The sequence below is a fragment of the Nonomuraea sp. NPDC003709 genome (genome assembly GCF_040610775.1).
In the GTDB taxonomy this organism is placed as follows: domain Bacteria; phylum Actinomycetota; class Actinomycetes; order Streptosporangiales; family Streptosporangiaceae; genus Nonomuraea; species Nonomuraea angiospora_A.
Window position 1 is genome coordinate 259394 of record NZ_JBEXMW010000010.1, and the last position, 20735, is coordinate 280128.

General features: G+C 73.0%; 10 protein-coding genes. 9 read left to right on the plus strand and 1 reads right to left on the minus strand.

The annotated features are described in order from the left end of the window. Nucleotides 1-23 precede the first annotated feature (23 nt). The 3 genes from ABZX61_RS30070 to ABZX61_RS30080 all read left to right on the plus strand — a co-directional run bounded on the left by ABZX61_RS30070 (nucleotide 24) and on the right by ABZX61_RS30080 (nucleotide 3297). Complete coding sequence (locus ABZX61_RS30070) at nucleotides 24-728, plus strand: hypothetical protein (protein WP_355199539.1); 705 nt, start codon at nucleotides 24-26, stop codon at nucleotides 726-728. 230 nt (nucleotides 729-958) lie between these two features. Continuing rightward, the gene (locus ABZX61_RS30075) at nucleotides 959-2341 is read left to right on the plus strand and encodes an AMP-binding protein (RefSeq protein ID WP_355199540.1); all 1383 of its coding nucleotides are present in this window, start codon (nucleotides 959-961) and stop codon (nucleotides 2339-2341) included. Then, nucleotides 2338-3297, plus strand: coding sequence for a hypothetical protein (locus tag ABZX61_RS30080; protein WP_355199541.1), 960 nt, complete (start codon nucleotides 2338-2340; stop codon nucleotides 3295-3297). The genes ABZX61_RS30075 and ABZX61_RS30080 overlap by 4 nt, the downstream gene beginning before the upstream one ends. 1 nt (nucleotide 3298) lies before the next feature. Here the strand turns inward: ABZX61_RS30080 and ABZX61_RS30085 are convergent, their stop codons facing one another. Next, nucleotides 3299-6244, minus strand: a complete 2946-nt coding sequence (locus ABZX61_RS30085; protein ID WP_355199542.1) for a BTAD domain-containing putative transcriptional regulator — start codon at nucleotides 6242-6244, stop codon at nucleotides 3299-3301. A gap of 98 nt (nucleotides 6245-6342) precedes the next feature. On the opposite strand from ABZX61_RS30085, the gene ABZX61_RS30090 reads away from it, so the two are divergent. The 6 genes from ABZX61_RS30090 (at nucleotide 6343) to ABZX61_RS30115 (ending at nucleotide 20696) form a co-directional block, all read left to right on the plus strand. After that, on the plus strand, nucleotides 6343-8142 hold the full coding sequence (locus tag ABZX61_RS30090) for a glycoside hydrolase family 15 protein (protein WP_355199543.1): 1800 nt from the start codon (nucleotides 6343-6345) through the stop codon (nucleotides 8140-8142). A 27-nt stretch (nucleotides 8143-8169) separates the two neighbouring features. Then, nucleotides 8170-9060, plus strand: coding sequence for an SseB family protein (locus ABZX61_RS30095; protein WP_350728219.1), 891 nt, complete (start codon nucleotides 8170-8172; stop codon nucleotides 9058-9060). After that, nucleotides 9057-9461, plus strand: coding sequence for a hypothetical protein (locus ABZX61_RS30100; RefSeq protein ID WP_350728220.1), 405 nt, complete (start codon nucleotides 9057-9059; stop codon nucleotides 9459-9461). Before ABZX61_RS30095 ends, ABZX61_RS30100 begins: the two co-directional genes overlap by 4 nt. Before the next feature lie 105 nt (nucleotides 9462-9566). Continuing rightward, a complete protein-coding gene (locus ABZX61_RS30105; protein ID WP_350728221.1) occupies nucleotides 9567-9971 on the plus strand; it encodes a YbaB/EbfC family nucleoid-associated protein in 405 nt (134 codons plus the stop codon). Further along, on the plus strand, nucleotides 9968-10312 hold the full coding sequence (locus tag ABZX61_RS30110) for a hypothetical protein (protein WP_355199544.1): 345 nt from the start codon (nucleotides 9968-9970) through the stop codon (nucleotides 10310-10312). Before ABZX61_RS30105 ends, ABZX61_RS30110 begins: the two co-directional genes overlap by 4 nt. A 10-nt stretch (nucleotides 10313-10322) precedes the next feature. Further along, nucleotides 10323-20696: a hypothetical protein gene (locus tag ABZX61_RS30115; RefSeq protein WP_355199545.1), complete on the plus strand. Its 10374-nt coding sequence runs from the start codon at nucleotides 10323-10325 to the stop codon at nucleotides 20694-20696. Nucleotides 20697-20735 lie beyond the last annotated feature (39 nt).

Genomic DNA, 20735 nt, shown 5'->3' on the forward strand with positions numbered 1-20735 from the left:
CCCATCCGTCGCAAGGAGTCGCCGTGCGTGTTCTGCTGCTCGTCCCAGCCGCCACCCTGTTGCTCTCGTCCGCCACCGCCCGGGCCGACGTCGTGGAGTACGCGTGCAAGGTCCGCGCCACGGGCCAGACACAGGACGTGAAAGTCGAGGTCGAGCTGAAGGTGCCCACGGACGCGCAGGTAGGCGAGCAGATGGCCATCGGCTGGCACGGCACGTACGTGGAGGGCTCCGAGTTACGTGCACCCGCCACGGGCCTGGAGGACGGCCTCAAGCTGTACGCGTACGCGGGCATCAGCGGCATCGACAAGCTGACGTCGGCCACCGGCGTCGCCGAGCTCGAGCCGATCATCCCCGGGGCACCCGTCCGACTCCCCGCGACGACGGTCGACATGAAGACGACACCCAAGAACCCGGGCACCGGCACCGTGCACGCGGCCTCCATCAACTTCGGCACCACCCCCAGCGATCGCGCGATCGAGTGCGAGGTCAAGAACGAGGGCGCCCGGACGGAATACCCCCTCAGCATCCCCGGAACCGGCGAGACCACGAGCGCCAGCCCCAGCGAGACGGACGCGAAGACCAAAACCCCGGCGGGCGCGGCCGACACGGGTGGCGGTGGTGAGGCGGGGCCCGACGGGCGGGTGCTGGTGGGGGTGGGGGGCCTGCTCGTCCTCGCCTCCGCAACCGGCCTGGTCCTGCGGCGGCGCAGGGTTGTAGCGGGCTTGTAGCGACCCTGTAGGACCCGGGCTGATCGTTTACCGCAGAGGGGCGCGAGAAGCCCCCCTGTCCCGAACAACGAGGGAGAGTCCCATGGTCAAGACTGTTCGCCGGTACGCCAAGTACGCCATCAGCACGCTGTCGACCGCGGTTTTCGTCCTCAACGGCTGACACCCAGGTGTCCCCCCGGGCGCTCCGGGCCCGGGGGACACTCTGCACCATCGCGACAGGAGGGCGAGGCGTGTTCGGCACAGCGGTGCGGCAACTGGGCTACGCGTGGACGATGATGTCCGGCCGCAGGTTCCGGATCAAGGACGTGCGGGCGCTGGTGGAGGACACGCGGGCGACCATGGAGGCGTTCGGATCGCCCGGCGAGGGCTCCGACGACATGCTCGCCGCCGCCGACCCGGAGATCCAGGAGGACCTCACCAAGCGGCGCCTGCGCCGCACGATCAGGCACGCCCGCGCGGAGGTCCCGTACTACCGCGGTCTCGAGTCGGACGACCTGGCCGGCATCGCCCCCACCCCCAAGCAGGCACTGCGCGGCATGTCCGCCGCGTTCGTCTCCGAGCTGGCCCGTCCCGCCGTGCTCGCGCACACGACCGGCACGACCGGCAGCCCCACGCTCGTGTGGTTCTCCGCGTACGAGATCGAGCTGATGTCGTCGATGGCCGCGCTCGCCGCGATGCTGAACGGCGGCCTGCGCTCCGAGCACCTGTGGGCCAACGCCATCAGCTCCCGTTCCATCGCCCAGATCGTGGCCGAGCGGGCGGTGCCGATGACGGGCGCGGGCTTCGTGCACCTCGGCATGATCGACCCGCGCGCCACCCTCGACCGGCTGGCCACGCCGATGCACGTCCCCGGCAAGCAGCCCCTCATCACGCACCTGAACGTGACCGCCTCCTATCTGGCCGCGCTGGTGCAGGAGGCCGAGCGCGGTGGCTGGAGCCCGCGCGACTTCGGGCTCATCGAGGTGACGTCCGGCGGCGAGGTGCTCACCGACGCGCTGCGCCTGCGCGCCGAAGAGGCCCTGGGCGCCAGGGTCTACGACGGCTACTCCATGACCGAGATCGCGCCCGTCACCGGGCGGGTGTGCGATGACGGCCACCTGCATCTGCCCTCCGACCAGGGCCTGATCGAGGTGCTCGACCCGGTCACCATGGAGCCCGCCGGGCCGGACGCGCTCGGCGTCCTGGTCGTCACCCCGTACTCCACCTTCCGCGACACCACGCTGCTGCTCCGGTACGTCACCGGCGACCTGGTCAGAACCCTGCCCGAGCCGCCCACGTGCGCGCTGGCGGCGATCCCGGCGACCTCCCGCATCCTGGGACGCGCCGTGGACGGCGACGTGACCACCCGTGACGTGCTGGACCTGCTGCAGGCCGAGCACGCGCTGCCGCTGCCGACCAGGTTCGCGGTCGAGGACGGGATCCTGCACGTCGTGTCGGGCAAGGACGACCCGGCGCTGCTCCGCCGGCTGGAGGAGCGGGCCGCCGCGACGAAGCTCAAGGGCATCGTGCTGGTCGAGAGCCCGGACGACCTGCCGCGCCCCTGCCACGTCCGGGCGGACCTGATCGAGCAGAGCTTCGAGCACGCCGCGCACCTCCCGATCGGAGTCCGATGACCGCGCACGTCCTGGGCCTGCACACGCTCATCGCGCTGACCGTCGCGCTGGCGGCCCTGTTCCTGTCCCGGTACGAGATCCCGCGACCGCCGGTCGGCAAGTTCGTCGGGTCCGACATCGCCGTCATGATCGTGGCGCTGGTGGCGATGCCGTTCGCGTACCTGCACATCCCCGTCGGCATCGTCGTGACGATCTTCGGCATCGTGGTGTTCACGCTCGCGCAGCTCACGCTGGCGCCGGTGCTCGGCGGGCGGACGGCGGCGATCGCGGCGGCGGTGCTGGTCGGCGGCGACGTGGCCGCGTACTTCGCCGGCTGGGAGCCCGCCGTCCTCGTGCTGAACGACGTGGCGGTGATCCTGCTCGTCGTCGGCGTGGTCAACCTCTGGGTCCAGACGGCCGTCACCCCGGCCCAGGTGGCCGCCCTGGCCGCCGCGCTGACCTGCTACGACACGCTCGCCACCGGGCTCAGCTCGCTCACGCTCGACTTCGTGGCGCGGCTGGACGGGCTGCCGTTCGCGCCGGTGCTGGCCACCCGCTACGGCGCCGACGCCTCGCTCGTCGGGCTGGGCGACTGCCTCATGCTCACGTTGTGGCCGCTGGTGGCGTACAAGAGGTACGGCCGGCGCGCCGGCTGGCTGGCCGCCGGGATCGACGCCGCGCTGCTGGCCGTCGCGGCCACGGCCTTCCTGTCCGGGAGCGGCGCGATACCGCTGCTGACCCCGCTCGGCCCGCTCATCGTCGCGCAGTGGCTCTTCTGGCGCACCCGCCCGGTCCCGGCGCCGTCGCGGCCGGTGGTGGAGCGGGCGCTGGGCGAGATGATCCCCGCGGGCGTGTGGGTGGCGCTGGCCGACGGCGAGATCGTGGGCGAGGGCTCCACGCCGGGAAGCGCCCGGCGGGCGGCACGGCAGTCGGGCCTCGCAACCGTCCCCGTGGTACGGCACCGCCCGGCCGAGTAGGTCAGCCCTGGGCCTCGTTCAGGAAGCCCTCGACCTGGGCCCGTTCCGGCCCGCTCTCGAACAGCTCGGCCGACTCGCGCCACACCGCCGCCGCGCACGGGTGCTCCCCCAGCTCGGCGTACGCGCGGCCGAGCTCCCTGAGCACGCGGGCCCGCCAGGCCGGCGGCCCGCCGGGCCCGAGCCCGTCGCGGGCGGTGACCAGCAGGCCGAGCGCCTCCGCGGCGCGCCCCTGCCGCAGCCGCACCTCCCCCAGCGCGTACGTGGCCAGCGCCTCCCCCAGCCCGTCCCCGCACTCGCGGAAGAGCGACCTGGCCCGGTCGAGCGCGTCCACGGCCTCGCCGAACCGCCCGAGCGCCCCCAGCGCCTCGCCGAGCCTGCGCAGCACCTTGCTGGACGCGACGCGATCCCCGATCATCTCGCTGACCACCAGGCTCTCCTGGTAGCACCACACGGCCTCGGCCACCTCGCCGCGCAGGTAGCAGGCGGTGCCCAGGGCCCGCAGCAGGTCACCGCGGGCCCGCCGGTCCTCCCCCGCCTTGGCCAGCCGCTCCTGGCAGAGCCGCACCGCCTCGCCGTACCGGCCCAGCTCCATGTGGATCCAGACAGGCCACGTCCAGGCGTAGTCGAGCCCGCCCTCGTCACCCAGCTCCTCCATCAGGGCGATGGCCCGGTACGCCTCGTCCAGCCCTTCCTCGAACAGCCCGGCCCCGTGGAGGCAGGCCGCCCGGTTGATCAGCGCGTACGCGGCCCCGTGCGAGTCCCCGATCCGCAAGCAGTCCTGATATATCCGATGGAAGTGCTCTCCCGCCGACCCGTAGGCCCCGCGCGCCAGCGGCACCCCGGCCAGCACCAGCTCGGCCCGCAGCGCGATCCGCTCGCTCGGCGCCGCCGCGATCACGATCCCCTGCAGCCGCTCCACGTCGTCGAAGAACCCCTCCAGGTTCAGGTACGCCGACAGGTGGTGCGCCAGCTCGGCCGCCTCCTCCGCCATCCCCAGCTCGACGGCCGCCGACACGCTGTGGACGAGCGTCCTGCGCTCGGCGGCCAGCCACGCGATCCCGACCCCGTCGATCGCCTCGGCCTGAGGAAAGGGCGGCGCGGTCGGGATGGGCAGGTCGCTGGTGGCCGCCCTGAGCCGGCGCAGGCACTCCAGCACGTGCCGGGTCAGCGCCGCCCGCTGCTCCTCCAGGTCGTCCTCGACCCGGGCCCGCTCTTCGGCGTACACGCGTAACAGGTCGTGCAGGCGGTAACGCGGCTGTCCCGCCCCGTCGACCTCGCCCGAGTCGAGCATCCCCCTGGCGACCAGCGTCTCCAGCGCCGCGTCCGCCTCCAGCCCGGACGAGCCGAGCAGGGCCGCCGCCGACCACTCGGCGATGCTCCCCAGGTCGGCCAGCCCCAGCAGCCGGAACGCCCGCCGCGCCGGCTCCGGCAGGGCCGCGTAGCTCTCCCCGAACGTGCCCCGCACGTCCAGCCCGCCCACGATCAGCTCGTCGAGCCGCCGGTCCTCGAGCCTGCTGGCGAACACGCCGACCGGCCAGGACGGGCGGATCGCCAGCCGCGCGCCCGCCACCCTGATCGCCAGCGGCAGCAGCCCGCAGGCCTTCAGGATCGCCCGCGCGGCCTCCGGCGCCGCGCGGAAGCGCGCCCCGCCCGCCACCCGTTCCAGCAGCAGCCGGGCGTCGTGCTCGCCGGGCAGGTCGAGCTGCAGCCGGGTGGCCCCTTCCAGGGCGGGCAGCCGCGACCTGGACGTCACCAGCACGCAGCTGCGCGCGGTGCCCGGCAGCAGGTGGCGCACCTGCGTCTCGTCCTGGGCGTCGTCGAGCACGATGAGCACGCCCATGTCGGCCAGGCGCTGCCTGAGCAGGCTCGCCCGCTCCTCCAGCGGCCCCGGGACCAGCGTGCCGTCCACGCCCAGCGAGCGCAGCAGCTCGCCGAGCAGGTCCTCCGGCCGCCGCGGGCCGGCCGCGTCCCGGCCCAGCCGCAGGAAGACCTGCCCGTCGGGGTAGTCGGCGCGTAACAGGTGCGCCGCGTGCACGGTGAGCGTGGTCTTCCCCACTCCCGGCAGCCCCGAGACGACCACGATGGGCGGCGACATCCGTTCCGGCCGGGCCCGCGCGGCGGGGAGCAGCACGTCCAGCTCGGCCTTGCGGCCCACGAAGTCGGAGGTGTCGGCGGGCAGCTGGCACAGCGGCACGCGCGGGGAGACCGGGGCGCTCGGCGCGGGATCGCCGGCCAGCAGGGCGGCGTGCAGGTCGGCCAGCTCACGGCCCGGCTCGATGCCCAGCTCGCTGCTGAGCACCGCGCGGGCCTGGCGGAAGGCGTCGAGCGCCTCGCTGCGCCGCCCGCTTCTGTGCAGGGCCAGCATGAGCTGCGCCCACAGCCGCTCGCGCAGCGGGTGGGCGGCGACCAGCGTGCGCAGCTCGACCACCAGGTCCTCCCCGCCGAGCTCCAGCCGGACGTCGATCCACTCGGACCTGGCCAGGAGGAGCTGCTCCTCCAGCTCGGCGATCCTGGGCTCCATGGCGCTGCCGAGCCGGCTGTCCTCGGCGGGCCTGCCCCGCCACAGGGACACCGCAGCCTTGTAGGCCTGCTCCGCGGCCTGGTGCTCGCCCGCCTGCCGCGCGCGCCGCGCCCGGCGTACGAGGTCCTCGAACGCGAGCAGGTCGAGCCGGTCGGGCGACAGCTCGCACGCGTACCCGGCGGGCTCCGTGCGCAGGCGGAGCGCGGTGCCGCTGACGACGCGGCGCAGCTGGGAGACGTACGTCTGGAGGTTCGCCACAGCGGAGCGCGGCGGGTCGTCCCAGACGGCGGCGACCAAGCGCTCGGTTGAAATCACGACATTGGGGTGGAGCAGCAGGACGCTGAGCACCGCGCGCTGCTTGGCGCTCAGCCGAACGGGCCCTTCTGCGCCTTGTACGCGTAAGGATCCCAGAATCGAGAAATCCATCGTGGCAATCTCCCCGAGGCCGTCCGGACCCACGACGCAGTACATCCCTTGCCGGATGTTTTGGCAACTGCCGACCTTGACGGGTCTAGTTTGATGTCATGGGATATCTGCCGATCGGCGAACATGGGCTGATCGGCGACCTGCGAACGGTCGCCCTGGTCGGCACGGACGGCACGATCGACTGGTACTGCTGCCCGCGCTTCGATGCGCCGAGCGTCTTCGGCTCGATCCTGGACACCGAGCGGGGCGGCTGTTTCGAACTGGCCGCCGACCTCGACATGCGGACCAAACAGTTCTACATCCCCGACACGAACGTGCTCGTCACCCGGTTCTTCGCGGACGAGGGGATGGCCGAGGTCCAGGACTTCATGCCGGTCGTCGAGGAGGAGACGCACGAGGCCGACCGGCACCGGCTGATCAGGCGGCTGGTCTGCGTACGCGGCTCGCTGCCGTTCCGCGTGCTGGTCGCGCCCCGGTTCGACTACGCCGCGCAGGAGCACAGCGTGCGCCTGTACGACGACCGGGCCACGTTCGAGTCATCCGGGCTCTCGCTGACCTTGACCTCGACCGTGCCGCTGGAGAGCGACGGGCGTGACGTGCGGGCATGGTTCACGCTCTCCGAGGGCGAGCAGGCCGTCTTCGCCCTCGACCGGTCCGACATGGGGCTCGGCCCGAAGTCGTGCGCGCTCGCCGAGGCCGAGCAGGAGCTGGCCGACACGGTGCGGTTCTGGCGGTCGTGGCTGTCCGGCTCCCGTTACCGCGGCAGGTGGCGGGAGATGGTGCACCGCTCGGCGCTGACGCTGAAGCTGCTCACGTACGCGCCGACCGGCGGCATCGTCGCGGCCCCCACCACGAGCCTGCCGGAGCAGATCGGCGGCCCGCGCAACTGGGACTACCGCTACGTGTGGGTGCGCGACGCGGCCTTCTGCGTGTACGCGCTGCTGCGGCTGGGCTTCACCGAAGAGGCCGAGGCGTTCATGAACTTCCTGTCGGAGCACGTCACGCTCGGCCGCGGCGACCAGTCGGCCCCGCTGCAGATCATGTACGGCATCGACGGCCGCGTCGAGTTCCCGGAGCGCGAGCTCACCCACCTGGAGGGCTACCGCGGATCGGCCCCGGTACGCGTGGGCAACGCCGCCGCGGACCAGCTCCAGATGGACATCTACGGCGCGCTCATCGACTCCGTCTACCTGTACGACAAATGGGGTAAGCCCATCTCCAGCGACCGCTGGGACGAGCTGTGCACGCTGGTCGACTGGGTCTCCGACAACTGGGACCAGCCGGACGAAGGCATCTGGGAGACCCGCGGCGGGCGCAAGAACTTCGTCTACTCCAGGCTCATGTGCTGGGTGGCCATCGAGCGGGCCATGCGCATGGCCATCCACCGCGGGCTCCCGGCCGACATCCCGCGCTGGCGCGAGGCCCGCGACGGCATCTACCGCCAGATCATGCGGAACGGCTATTCGGCCACGCTGAACGCCTTCGTCCAGCATTTCGGCGATGACGTGCTGGACGCGTCGGTGCTGATGATGCCCCTGGCCAAGTTCGTCTCGCCCATGGACCCGAAGTGGCTGTCCACGCTCGACGCGCTCGCCGACGGGCTGGTCTCCGACTCGCTGGTGTACCGCTACGACCCCGAGGCCAGCCCCGACGGGATGCAGGGCTCGGAGGGCACGTTCTCGATCTGCACGTTCTGGTACGTCGAGGCGCTGGCCAGGGCGGGCCGGGTGGAGGAGGCTCGCCGGGTCTTCGACAACATCCTGAGCTACGCCAATCACCTGGGCCTGTACGCCGAGGAGATCGGGCGCTCAGGGGAGCAGCTCGGCAACTTCCCCCAGGCGTTCACCCATCTGGCGCTGATCAGCGCCGCCTTCAACCTCGACCACGCCCTGGGTTGACGCGTTCCGCTCCGGCAAACTGGGCGGATGACGTCGAGTGATCACGAACCGGCCACGCCGTTCGAGGAGCGGTTGTGGGCGGCGCACCGGGACGGGCAGGACGCGCTGTGCCTGAGCCTGCTCCGCGACGCGGACCTGGCGCTGCCGATCACCGCCGCCGCGGCGGACGGGACAGAGGCTCCCGCGTGGGCGACCGCCGCCGACGCCGAGCGGACGTGGCTGCTCGCCTACACCTCCGTGGAGGCGATGCGGCTGGCCACCGGGGGCGTCGCCACGCACTGCCGCGTCCTGTCGCTGGTCGAGCTGGCGGCCGGCTGGCCGGACCCGCGGTGGGGGCTGGCGATCAATCCGGGGCTGACGGCCGCCTTCATGCTGGAGTCGGGGACGGTGGCCAGGCTGGCGGTGCCCACGCTGGCCGCGGATCTCGTGCTCGACCCCGGCTCGGGGGTGCCGGCGGTCCAGAAGCTGCTGTCCCCCGCCGCCATCCATGACCTGCTGACCGGGGGCGAGCCGCGCGTCTCCGGCTACTGCCATCACGCCCTGGACGTCTCGCACATCGCGACGCCCGTCGTGCTCGCCGACGCGCTGGGGCAGCCGGACCTGCTGACCGAGAACGGCTCGCTCAACATCCTGCGCTGGCGCCCCGTGGGCCTGGCCGGCTACCGCACCCCCTACGGCGGGACCGACGAGGAGCGCAGGGCCGCGGTGGCGGGCTGGGTGGTCGAGGAGCCGCCGTTCGTGGGGATGGGCCTGGTGCCGAACGTCGACCAGGTCATCCGCGAGTACAAGGTGTACGGCGTGGGCCTGCCGCACGGCGCGGAGATCTGGGAGCTCACCTCGGGAGGGACGGAGCACCGGCGCGCGATCTACCACGGCGACCTGGGCCGGTGGCTGCTGGTCGGGAGGCGGACTGGATGAGCTGGCACTTCTACCGGGCCCGCTGGCAGGGGGCGGACTACGTGGCCAGCCCCGAGCCGCACTCCCTGGAACTGTGGATCCGGCTGCGCAGCCCCGAGCCGGCGGACGGGTTCGAGGAGGTCGAGCCCGGCTGCCACGTACGCCCGGTGCCCGCGTCCGAGTGCGCGGCCCTGGACTTCGTGACGACGGTGTGCACCTGGCGGGGAGAGCGCTTCCACGTGCACGGCGAGCGTGACGGGCGGCTGCTGCTCGAATACCTGGGCGGGTCCGCGCCCGCGGCGGTGGAGCTCGGGCTGGAGCGCGTCGAGCGGGGCGTGTACCGCCTCTGGGTGCCCCGGGCCGAGGTGACGGATCTCCACGAACACACCGAACCACTAAATGTCGTGAAACAACACTTTTGAACACACTCTTGTCTGATGGTGTTCATGTGACGGAAACTAACTAGAAACGTGGAAGTTTCGTAAGAGGATTTCCCGTAGACGGGAGGCCTGGCTTCAGGGGGTGTCATGGAGTCGCTCGACCAGCCTGATTCGGCGGCGATGAGGGCATACGCCGACGAGCTGCGCGCCATGTTCCGGCAGATCCAGGACGCGGGCATGGAGCTGCACGCCCAGGCCAGAGGGGTGCAGTTCACCGAGAAGTCACGCGACGGCCTGGTGTCGGTCACGGTCGGCCCGCGTGGCGAGCTCGTCCGGCTCGACCTGGACCCGCGCATCTACCGGCGGCCCGAGGCACGGCAGCTGGCCGACACGATCGTCGAGACGGCTCAGCGGGCGGCGGCCGGCGCCCGCGAGCGCGTCACGGAGATCCTGGAGCCGGTGATCCCCCGTGCGGAGCTCGAGGCACACCTCGACGGCGACGTCGAAACCGCCCTGACGCAACTCGCCGAGCGGATGGAGGGTGAACGATGAGGCTCTGGGACGGTACGCAGATCATCAAGCCCAGCGTGGACCGGGGGCTGTCCGAGTGGTCGACGATGGCCGAAGACCTCGAACACGAGTCGGCGAGGCTGGTCGCCCTGGTCCAGGAGGCGCTCGAAGCCGCCCCGTGGGGTCCCGGCGCCGAGGGCGAAGCGTTCAGGGCCGCCCATTTCCGCAACGACGGCCCCAACCAGATGCTCAGCCAGTGCACCCAGCTGGCCAAGGAGATCACCGGCGCGGGGAGCGGGGTGCGCACGGCCGTCGACAACACCCTGAAGATGGATCTCGACATCAAGCGCGACATGGCGGCCGGGCGGGTGCGGGAAATCTGAGGCCCAGGACGTGACGGTCAACGCCGACACCGGGGTCCACGGCTCCGGCAGCAAGAACGGCGGCGGCCTTGCCGCCCCGCGGCCAGCGGTCCGCATCGACAGCGACGTCCTCCCCGCGTGGGAGACCGAGGCGCTGCCCGACTGGGTCGTCTACTGGCTGATCCCCCTGCTTTCGGCTGGGCAGAAATGGCCCGGCGCCAGCGAGAGCGGGCTGTCGAAGCTGTCCGAGGCGTACGACAAGCTGGCCGAGGGGTCCGTCAGCTCCGCGCCGGCCGCGGGCTCGGCCACGCGGGTCCTCCTGGACGGATGGATCTCGCCCGCGACCGCGAACTTCGTCACCAGGGCCACCTTCCTGTACGGCCACGAGGGCGGGCTGGCCGGGGTGTCCGGGAACGCGCGGGCCTACTCGCAGCAGGCCAACAACTTCGCCGTCGAGACGCAGTACTCCAAGCTCTCCGTCAACGTGGCCTTCTGGGTGACGGTCGTCGCCATCGCGATCGCCCTCTTCGTCGCCTTCTTCACCGCCGGCTCCTCCACCGCGATCATCGGGCCGTACGCGGCGGGCGCCCGCGCGGCCATCACGCGGATCCTCGTCAGGCTCATGACCCTGGGCGGCCGGGAACTGGGCGTGCGGCAGCTGGCCAGGGTGACCGCGCTCAGCGGCGCCACCGGGCGCGGCCTCATCGCCAGGCTGCTGGCCTCACCGATCGGCCGGGAGCTGATCGAGGAGATCGGCGAGGAGTTCTTCATCGACGCGGCCTCCCAGTACCAGCAGCTCCAGATGGGCACCGTGCAGGACTGGGACGTGAACAAGTCGGCCGCCTCGGTCATCGGCGCGGGCGGCGGCGCGCTCTTCGGCACGGCCCTGGCCGGGCCCGTGTCCCAGATCACCAGCCACGTGCCGGGATTCGCGGGCCGCGCCCTGACCACGGGCCTCACCAACACGATCGCCTCCCCGGCCGGCAGCTTCATCGCCAACGGCGTGGTCTACGACCAGTGGCAGAACCCGTTCACGGCCGATTCCCTCCTGGGTGGCTTCATGGGCGGCGCCGGGCGTACCGGGACGATCAGCCCGTTCAACCCCGAGGTCTACACCGCGCTCGCCCACCCGGTCACCTCTCTCGCCTCCGCCTACGACCTCGCCGCGCACACCGACGCCGGCCGCGCGGCGGGTGGCCCGCCGGGGGGCCCGGCGGACGGGAACACGTCGGGCGGCGGCCCCACGAACGGCGGTCCCCAGCCCGGCATGCCCGGAGCCGTGCGCCAGCCCGACCCCGCGGGGCCCACCACCGTGAGGTCCGGCGGGCAGGCGACCGCACCGGCGACCCCGAGGCCCGACGCTCCGGCGACCCCGAGGGCCGACGGCAGCCGGGACGGCGACGGCCGGCGCAACCCCGCCGCGCCGGACCCGGACGCGGCCTCGCAGCGGCGGACCTCCAGGGGCGAGGACCCCGACCAGACAGACCCGAATGCGGCGGCACCCGACCAGGCGGACCCGAGTGCGGCGGCACCCGACCAGGCGGACCCGAGTGCGGCGGCACCCTCCCAGGACGACGCCGCGCCGCAGCCCGCCGGCGACGCGGGCCCGCGACCGGACGACGCCTCGGGACAGGCCGGGCGCCCCTCAGCCACGGGCCAGTCACCGGACGGCACCCCCGCGCCCGACGCCGACCCGGCCCAGCCAGACAACAACCCCGCCCAACTGGACGCCAACCAGGCAACCCCGGACAACCCGGCACAGCCCGACAACAGCCCCGCCCAGCCAGACGGTCAGACGGCGCCCGACGGCCAGACGGTGCCCGACGGCCAGACGGTGCCCGACGCCCAGGCCGCGGCCGGCTCGACGCAGCTCGCCGACGACGGCTCCGGGCAGCCGGTCACCTCCCTCGACGGGTCGGCCCCGACCGGTCAGCCCATGCCCGCCGCCGTCCGAGCCCGTACGGCGCTGATCGGCGCGCTCGCCGCGAACTTCCCCAACGCGGTGGTCGGCCCGGAGGGCGACCTCCTCATCTCCACCCCCAATGGCGTGCGCGTGATCTCCGCGGCCACCATGGGCCGCGTCCGCTCCGCGCTGGACATGCGGGCCGAGGAGGTCCAGGACCTCTCGGAGCTGCAGGCCGAGGCCGCCGCCCTGCTGGCGGTCGTCCAGGGCGAGGACGTCGTCCAGACCGGGCAGCCGACCGCCCCCGCCGCGGCCCCGGCGCCCGACGCCGCACCGGCGTACACGAGCAAGCCGGGGACGGTCACGTCGCGGCCGGTGCCCGGCACCAGGTACGTCCCCAACGGCCGCCAGGGCCCCGACCTGGACTTCGACGAGGTGTACGACGCGGTCGCCGAGCTGCTCGCGGCCCACTTCCTCGACCAGGGCGTGACCGGCTTCAGCTGGTCGCAGGACGGCCGGACGCTGGCGGTCCACACGGCGACGGACGGCACCCACTACTTCCGGCCCGTCATCGGCGGCCTGTCCCCGAACCTGATGGGCGAGACCGAGGTCAGGACCGGCAGGACCGAGGACGACGCCCATCTCGTCCACTTCAACCCGCGCGTCGCCACCGACCAGCTGCCCAGGGTCTGGCTGCACGAGATCACCGACACCCTGCAGAAGCTGCAGGAGGCCGGCGACGGCGGGCGGCGGAGCATCCTGCCGCGCAAGAGCGGCGAGGCCAAGCAGAACGCGTGCGTGCGCGCCTGGCTCAACGAGCTGGCGTTCCTGGCCGACAAATGGCACCAGGCCCAGACGCTCCCGGAGAAGCGGCTCATCGCCGTCGACATCGACGGTGTGGCCCGCCAGCTGCGCGAACACGGCCAGACCCCGCCCCTGCCGCCGTGGGCCCCCACACAGGGCACCCGGCCGTCCCTCGCGCCCCCCTTACCCGGCCCCAACCCGTCCGCCGAGGACGTACAGGCCGTCATCGACGCGCTGGTCCAGGCCGAGCAGGCGCTCAAGATCCAGATCCAGTCGAAGACAAACAGCGCCGAAGAGGCGCGCAAGAAGGCCCGCCAGGCCACGCGGGACGCGCGCAAGGCGATGAAGCAGCACGATCAGGGCCGCTTCGAGCGGGCGCGCAAGGCACGGCAGGAGAACCGCGCGCACCGCGCCACGCAGGCGCGGCACACCAGGATCGCGAAGGCGTACGGCCCCGCCCTGGCGCAGGCGACGCAGACGAGAAAGGCCTACGAGCAACTGCTGTCGGCGATGCGCCGGACAGGAGCGTCCACCCGGCCAGGCGAGGTCGGCATGGCCTCCATCGCCCGATCGCTGGCGAATGAGGCCGCGCGGCGCCACCGGGGCTATCTGAACGCCCTGTCAGCGGCGCTGCCGCAGCAGGACAGCCTGTCCATGGCCATGCCGACGGGCCCGCTCGCCCATCACACCGCTCTCACCACCGCCGTCAACAACGTCCTGGAACGCCACAAGATCGGCTACCAGTTCAGCACGGACGAGCTGGAGCGCGCCCTGCGCGCCGACTTCCACAAGCTCGTCTCCCCCGATGGCGTCGTGCTGCGGGTGGGCCGCGGCAGCAACGCGGCGGAGGTGCGGGTCAAGCTCTCCCTCGCCGACCTCGTCGAAGTGCTCGACCCGGGCGTCAAGGCGTCGGAGACGATGGTGGGCCTGTTCTTCCAGGCGGGCCGTACGGTCACCGCCACCGAGTCCGGCAGCGGCGGGCTGCCCCTCGGCTTCAACACGGCCGTCCTGGCGCAGCTCCTGCCCGAGGGCGAATGGGCCAGGACGCTGACCGAGATGCTCGGGGTCGGCGTCGGGGTCGTGGCCGGCCGGAACTGGTCGGCCACGGGCGGCGCGGGGATGTACGCGCAGGGCGGCTCCGTCTCCGACAACAGGAGCGAGTCGCTGCTGTTCGACGCCGCCGCGACGTGGACCGTCGAGATCCGCACGCGGAAGACGGACGGCTGGCAGAAGGCCGCCGTCGTGAACTCCGGCGCACCCGGCGACGCCGCCGGGCAGCGGTTGTGGGTCTCGCACTCCTTCACCGACCAGGCGCCGCGGAAGCTGGCCTGGGTCGACGACGCCAAACGCGACGACAAGCTCCCCAACCACATCATCACCAGCATGACCGGCCTGGAAGGCGCGCTGGACACGGTCGCCGGGGCGCTGGGCGGGCTGTACGACCAGGTCGGCGCCATCCCCCACGACCAGCTGCGGACCTTCGTGACCGAGGAGCTGCCCCACCGGCTCCGCGACGCGGTCAACGGCGATCTGGAGCGCGTCTTCACCAGGAACGGCAAGCCGCACGCGAGGGTACGCGCCGAGACCCGGGTCGTGCTGGTGGCGAGCGAGCCGCTCGGCGGGGCGAGCGCCGAGGAGTGGGAGGAGGAGGTGCTCGTCGACTTCGCCGCGACGCCGGGCGGGGCGTCGTCCGGCGGGTCGCTGGAAGCGAGCGCCTCGGCCGGGCTCACCCATCCCGCGCTGCAGGAGATCGACGGGTTCGGCAGCTACGAGCCCAGCATCGGGCCGCGGGTCCGCGGCTCCAGGTCGGCGTCGCGGTCGTACTCGGCCACCGCCAACCAGCAGGCGATCCACCCGAGCGTGCACCGGAAGACCAGCCCCAAGCAGAGCTACCGGCTCGCGCTGGAGACCACGTTCATCGTGGAGGAGTTCGGCAAGCCGCCCGTCAAGCTCCGGCCGATGCGCAGCGCGGCGGTGGTCACCATGCGGGAGTCGGCCGCCTACCGCTTCGGCCTGCCGGTCGATCAGGACGCGCTGGTGTATCACGACGGCCGGCCGCTGCTCGACGCGGACGGCAACCAGGTGCTGCGGGGCGACCCGCGCCCCGGCCCGCCCCCCGGCCGCAAGCCCGAGCTGCCCTCCTGGCTCGGCGACGGCCCGGGCCAGATGCGGGGCGTCGGCCCCGGCCTCGTCCAGGACATCGACGGGCTGGCCGAGGTCAGGCAGAAGGTGATGGACCAGCTCGCCGATCGCGGCATCATCCCGAAGACCGTGGGCGACGTCCGGCAGTACGCGTCCAACTCGCTCGCCCGCGCAGCCCAGATCCTCAACCTGCAGGAGGTCACCGAGCAGCTGTCCGAGCACCGGATCAGGTCCGGTTACGACACCCTGGCCCAGGAGGGCATCGCCGTCGACCTGGTGACGCACGGCCTGAACGGCGCCCCTGAGCACCACATGCTGCACATTTCGCTGAAGCAGGACTTCAAGAACTACCGCTACATCGGGTACACGGACTCGGAGACGGTGGTCAACCTCGACATCGGCTCCGACACCTCGGCCCGGGCCGTCAGCCAGTCCAGGACGTACGGCGGCGGCGCCTCGGTCGCCGAGAGCGACGGCCCCGACAAGGGACACGACGGGCTGTCGCACGAGGTGGGCGTCAGCGCCGGCGGCAACCGCACCCGTACGGCGGGTTCGAGCGTCGGCAGCACGGTCAACGTGGTGAGCCTGCACGAGAGCACCGGCCCGGTCGCGATCTTCTCCGTGGGCCACGACCTGAAGGTCGATCTCGTGCACGACGGGGAGACGACCCCCCTGGCGTCCGGCAGGGGCTCGGCCAGGCTGCTGTTCGCGGCGGACCTCCTCCCCGCGAAGGACGGCTCGGCCCCCGCCTCCATCGGCAAGGTGTCGAAGAAGGTGCTGTCCAGGGCGAAGCTCGTCCACTGGGACGCGCACGGCAGCCTGCAGACCGCCGCGAAGAAGGTGCAGCCGGGGAGCATGCGCCAGGACTCGGTGGCGTACCAGATGTTCATGGCGGTCCTGGGCGTGCGCAACCTCGTCTCGCACCCCAGGATGCTGATGAGGCTGCTCACCACCGGCCTCGCCGTCCGCCCGCAGGGGACGCCCACCCAGGCGTCCATGACGGTGACGGGCGAGGTCGGCGAAATGGAGGTGCTGGGCGTCATCGACCACGTGAAGGGAGAGATCCTCTTCGGGCTCGGCAGCGCCGGCGTCTCCTGGGGCGGCTCGTCGGGTCACTCCGTCGGCGCCTCGACCAGCGTCTCCGACCTCGACGGCGGCGGCACGTCGAGCGACAGCGGCTCGCTCTCGCTGCCCTCACGGTCGGGAGGCACCTCCGTCTCCACCTCGGTCCTCGACATCTGGGGCGACGAGGGGCTCTCGATCGACTTCGGCCGTCAGATCCTCCTCCGGGCCACCGCGGACCTCACGGTCACCGGCTCGGAGAGCATGGCGCACGCGGTGCCGCTGGCGGGCCGGGTCCCGAGCGGCGAGCACGAACCGGCCACGGCGCAGGGCACCGGGCTGTTCATGCTCTCCGAGGACGACGCGCTGGCGATGTACGCCGAAGGCGAGCTCCCGCTGCCCGGCCCCCTGGTGGGCGACGCCGTCGAGCGCTTCCTCAACGGCAGCATGAAGCTCGACCCGAGCCTCGCCGTGCCCCTGGTCCAGCGCTACATCATGGACGTCGCCAAGGCGCGGGCCGCCGGCGAGGACGTGGGATACGCCGCGCGGCACACCCCGCAGGCCCTGCTGGAGAAGATCAAGGAGCTGACGGGCCTCGGCCCGGCGGCCACCACGGCCCAGCAGGGAAACGAGCAGCAGCAGCTCGACCAGACCCTGAGCGAGGCGACGGACCTGATCGACCGCTCCAGGGACGTCGTGCTGGCGCCGTCGTACGACGGGACGGTGGGCCTGGGCACGGTGGAGTCGCTCGACCTGACCGACGAGCAGGGCAATCCCGTCGACATGATGGATGCGGTGCTGAACGCCGTCCGCGCCGCCCACCCCGAGGCCGTGGACGAGAGCCCGACCCTGCTCGACGAGCTGAGCGTCGATTTCTCCAGTGACGCCGCGCTGATCCACGTCAACGACATGTGGTCGACGCAGGGCTACGAGAAGAGCTACCACGTCCAGGTCGGCTCGCAGACCGCGCAGGCCGAGGAGGTGACGGTCACGGCGCGGCTGGTGTACGACGACCCGGAGGACTCCCGCCGGGGCCGGTTCCTCACGCACACCTCGCAGGCCGGTGTCATCAGGCAGCGCTACCGCTACACCGACCTGTCGCACTCCGAGTCGTACAACGGCTCCTACTCGGCAGGCGTGAACCAGGGCAGCGTGGACAACGGCGACGGCCACGGCGTCGGCGTGGGGACGGACCGGGGCCGCTCGTACTCGGGCTCCACCAACCGGCAGGGAACGCGGCTGCAGCGGATGGCCGTGTTCAACGGCATGAACCGGGTCGAGCAGAAGATGACGCTGGTCATCGAGGTCACCCGCAGGCCGGTGCGCGCGGGCAAGTTCCGGTCCGCGGCCCGGCGCGCCGCGGACGCGCTCCGGCGCATCCTCCGCGTCGCGCCCCCGGTCAAGTACCGCGCCACACTCGTGCGGCGCATCCCGACCGGCATGATCCGGCCCGTCGGCGAGGACCCGGGGCCGGTCACCCCCGTGATCGACCCCCGGCGGGTCGAGCTGCGTCCCGGCTACTTCCCCGACAGGCTGCGGGAGCACGCCGGCAAACCCCTCCTCTTCGACATCATCACCTCGCGGTTCGCGAAGATGCTGGGTGCCGCCTCGGTCGCGGAACGCCGGGCCGAGCTGGTCAAGCGGCTGTCCCACGACGCCCTGCTGACCGGGTTCGAGCGGATGGCGGGGCCGGCCGGCCTCGTCGTGCCGCTGGCCAGGCAGAAGTTCAAGAACCAGGGTGCGCAGGTCACGATCCGGGCCCGCCTGTCGGACTTCACCATCATCGCCGGGCCCATCGACGCGGAGAAGGGCGAGGTCGACAGGGCGGCCGACGCCCAGAACGCGACGGTGTCCCGCGGCCGCACGCTGCCCGTCGGCACGAGCGGCAGCATGAGCGACGGCGAGTCCGGCCTCGACGGCGGTGTGCGGGCCGGCGAGCAGGCGTCCGAGAGCGTGTCGGACCACCACGGGGCGCGCCGCGAGCGCAGCAAGTTCGAGCAGGGCAAGGCCTACGTCGTCCGGCTCAGGGTGGACTACGACCTCACCTTCGAGCACGTGGCGCGGCTGCGGGACGGCAACGAGCACCCCGTCGGCGATCCCGTCCACATGGCGGGGGCCACCAGCGGCGAGATCGACGTGACGCTCTTCGAGGACGAGATCGCGGAGCTGCGCTCCCGGGTGGAGTCGAACGTGCGGCTCACACCGTCGGTCGATCCCGGCTGGACGACGTTCTCGTTCGCTCCGGCCGAGGGCCGCTCCGGGTTGATCCAGATCCTCCAGGACGCGCGACTGGCCGCCCGCGAACGCGGCATGGTGGCCCGGGTCGCGATCCGGGAGGCGGACGGGATCCACCGGTACGACGCCGCCCCCGACGGCACGATCCACAGCACGACGCCCGACGGCGGCTTCGCCGAGGCGTTCGCCACCCTTCCGCCCAACCTGCTGGACGCCGCCGACCAGGCGGGCCTCGACCTGCGCCACGTCTTCATGAACTCCCACGAGCCCGGCACGTTCGTCCATCAGGTCAGGGCCGCGCTGATGGCACAGGGCATCCTGCTCGCCGACGTCGACAAGTCAGTGTGGCCCGCCGACCGGGAGGCGACGAGCCCGACGGCGGGCGGGAGCGTCGCCCAGGGGCTGACGCCCGGCGGCATGCCCTCCCCCGCGATCGAGGGCACGCCCTTCAGCCGGTCGGGCCGGCCCGACGGGGTCCCCGACCTGACCATGGACGAGCTGCGCAACCAGGACATCACCCTCGGCGATCTGGGCGGCGCCGCCGCGCACGTCGCCTGGAACGGCGACACGCTGACCGTCCAGGTCCCCAACGCGCCCGATCAGCACGTCCGCGTGCTGATCGGGGAACCGGGCGCAGGCAACGACGCCTCCACCGAGTTGCGCACGGGCACGGCGGACGACCCACACGTCATGCGCTTCTGGCCGCGCGTGCACCCGGACGTGGTGTCGTCGGTCCTGGTGCACGAGCTCTCGCACGTCCTGCAGGAGACGCTCGCCGCGTCGTCGGGCGCTCCGCAGGGCGTGATCAGGACCTCCTTGTCGGAACACCAGACCGAGGGCACCGACTACTGCCTGCTCCCCCGCCTGAACGAGCACGCCCACCTGTCGCGCAAGTGGCACGCGACCTCCGACCCGGCCACGCGCTCGCTCCTGGCCGACGCGATCGACGCCATCGCGGCCGACCTCGAACGCCGCGGCCACACCCCGCCCGCGCCACCGTGGGGAACGGGCCCGCGGGCGCCGGCCGCCCCTCAGCCGCTGAGCCGGCTCGCGCGGCTGCTTAACGGAGGAGGCCCGGTGGGGCTGGACACCTCGCCGGCCGGGCTCGGCAGGCTGGCGCAGACCGCCGGCGTCGCCGACCTGGCTCCGGCGGGGCCCCTGGGCGAGTTCACGGTGTCCACCAGGAGCGGGACCTTCACCGTGGCGCTGGCCGACGCCGCGCCGGGCGCCACGGACGTGACCGTCGACTCGCGCGAGCCGGGGCGGCTGGCGCTTCGCGTGCCCGCCGACGGAGGCGAGCGCGGGGTCGTCGCGGTGGCCGAGCAGATCGCCGCGCACGCGGCCGCGCTGGACGGCCGCCCGGCGGGCCGGACGCTCGGCCCGGGGCCGGCCTTCGGCGCACACCCCACGGCGCCGGGACAGGTGCTCGGGGTGGCCGACGCCGCGACGCTCGCGCGGCTGCGCGGGCTGGCCCGCGCGGTCACCGAAGGCGGCTGGAGCGGCGCGGCCGAGGCGCTGCGTGCCGAGGCGGCGCGGGCCGGTCTGGCGCCCGGCCAGGCCGGGGCGGCGCCCCGGTTGCTGGCACTGGCGCGGGCGGGCGAGCTCTCTCCCGCCGACGTCACGGCGATCCGCGGCCATGCGACGCTGCCGGAGACGGCCGCGGCCAGGGCCGTCGAGCGCGGCGCGGCGCTCATGGGCGCCCGGGTCCACGACTACGGCTCCGGCCTGCTGGACATCGTGCTCCCCGGCCGCCCGCCCATCCCCGTAGAGGTGCGGTCGGGCCCGATGGGTGACCCGGGCATGCTGACCGTCCAGGTGGACGGCCGCCGCACGATCGGCGCGAACGAGCGGGCCGCCGCCGCGACCGTCGCGGGAGCGGTCGCCCGTACGCTGGGCGCGACGGCCGCCGGCGACCACGCGGCCCTGGCCGAGCTGTACGAGGCCGTGCGCCAGGCACGCGCGGCCACCGCCCGCCAGCGGCCGGCCCGGCTCGGCGTGCTCCACGACCTGCTCGCCGCCACCCGCCCCCAGGTGTGGCAGCTCGTCCCGCAGCCGCTGGCCACCGAGCTCGCCAGGCTGGCGGACGGGGCGCGTCCCCGGGACCTGCCGGCGTACATGGACCGCCTGCGCACGCTCGCCAACGCGACCGGCTGGTCGCCGCCGGAAGAGGGGAACTGCCGGTGCCCCGCCGACGGGCCGTGCGAGTGCGGCCTGCGCGCCGGGCGGGAACCGGCCGTGGCGCGCACGATGGCAGTGTGAGCGGGATCGCGCGTTCCGGCATGATGGGACTTCCGAGGA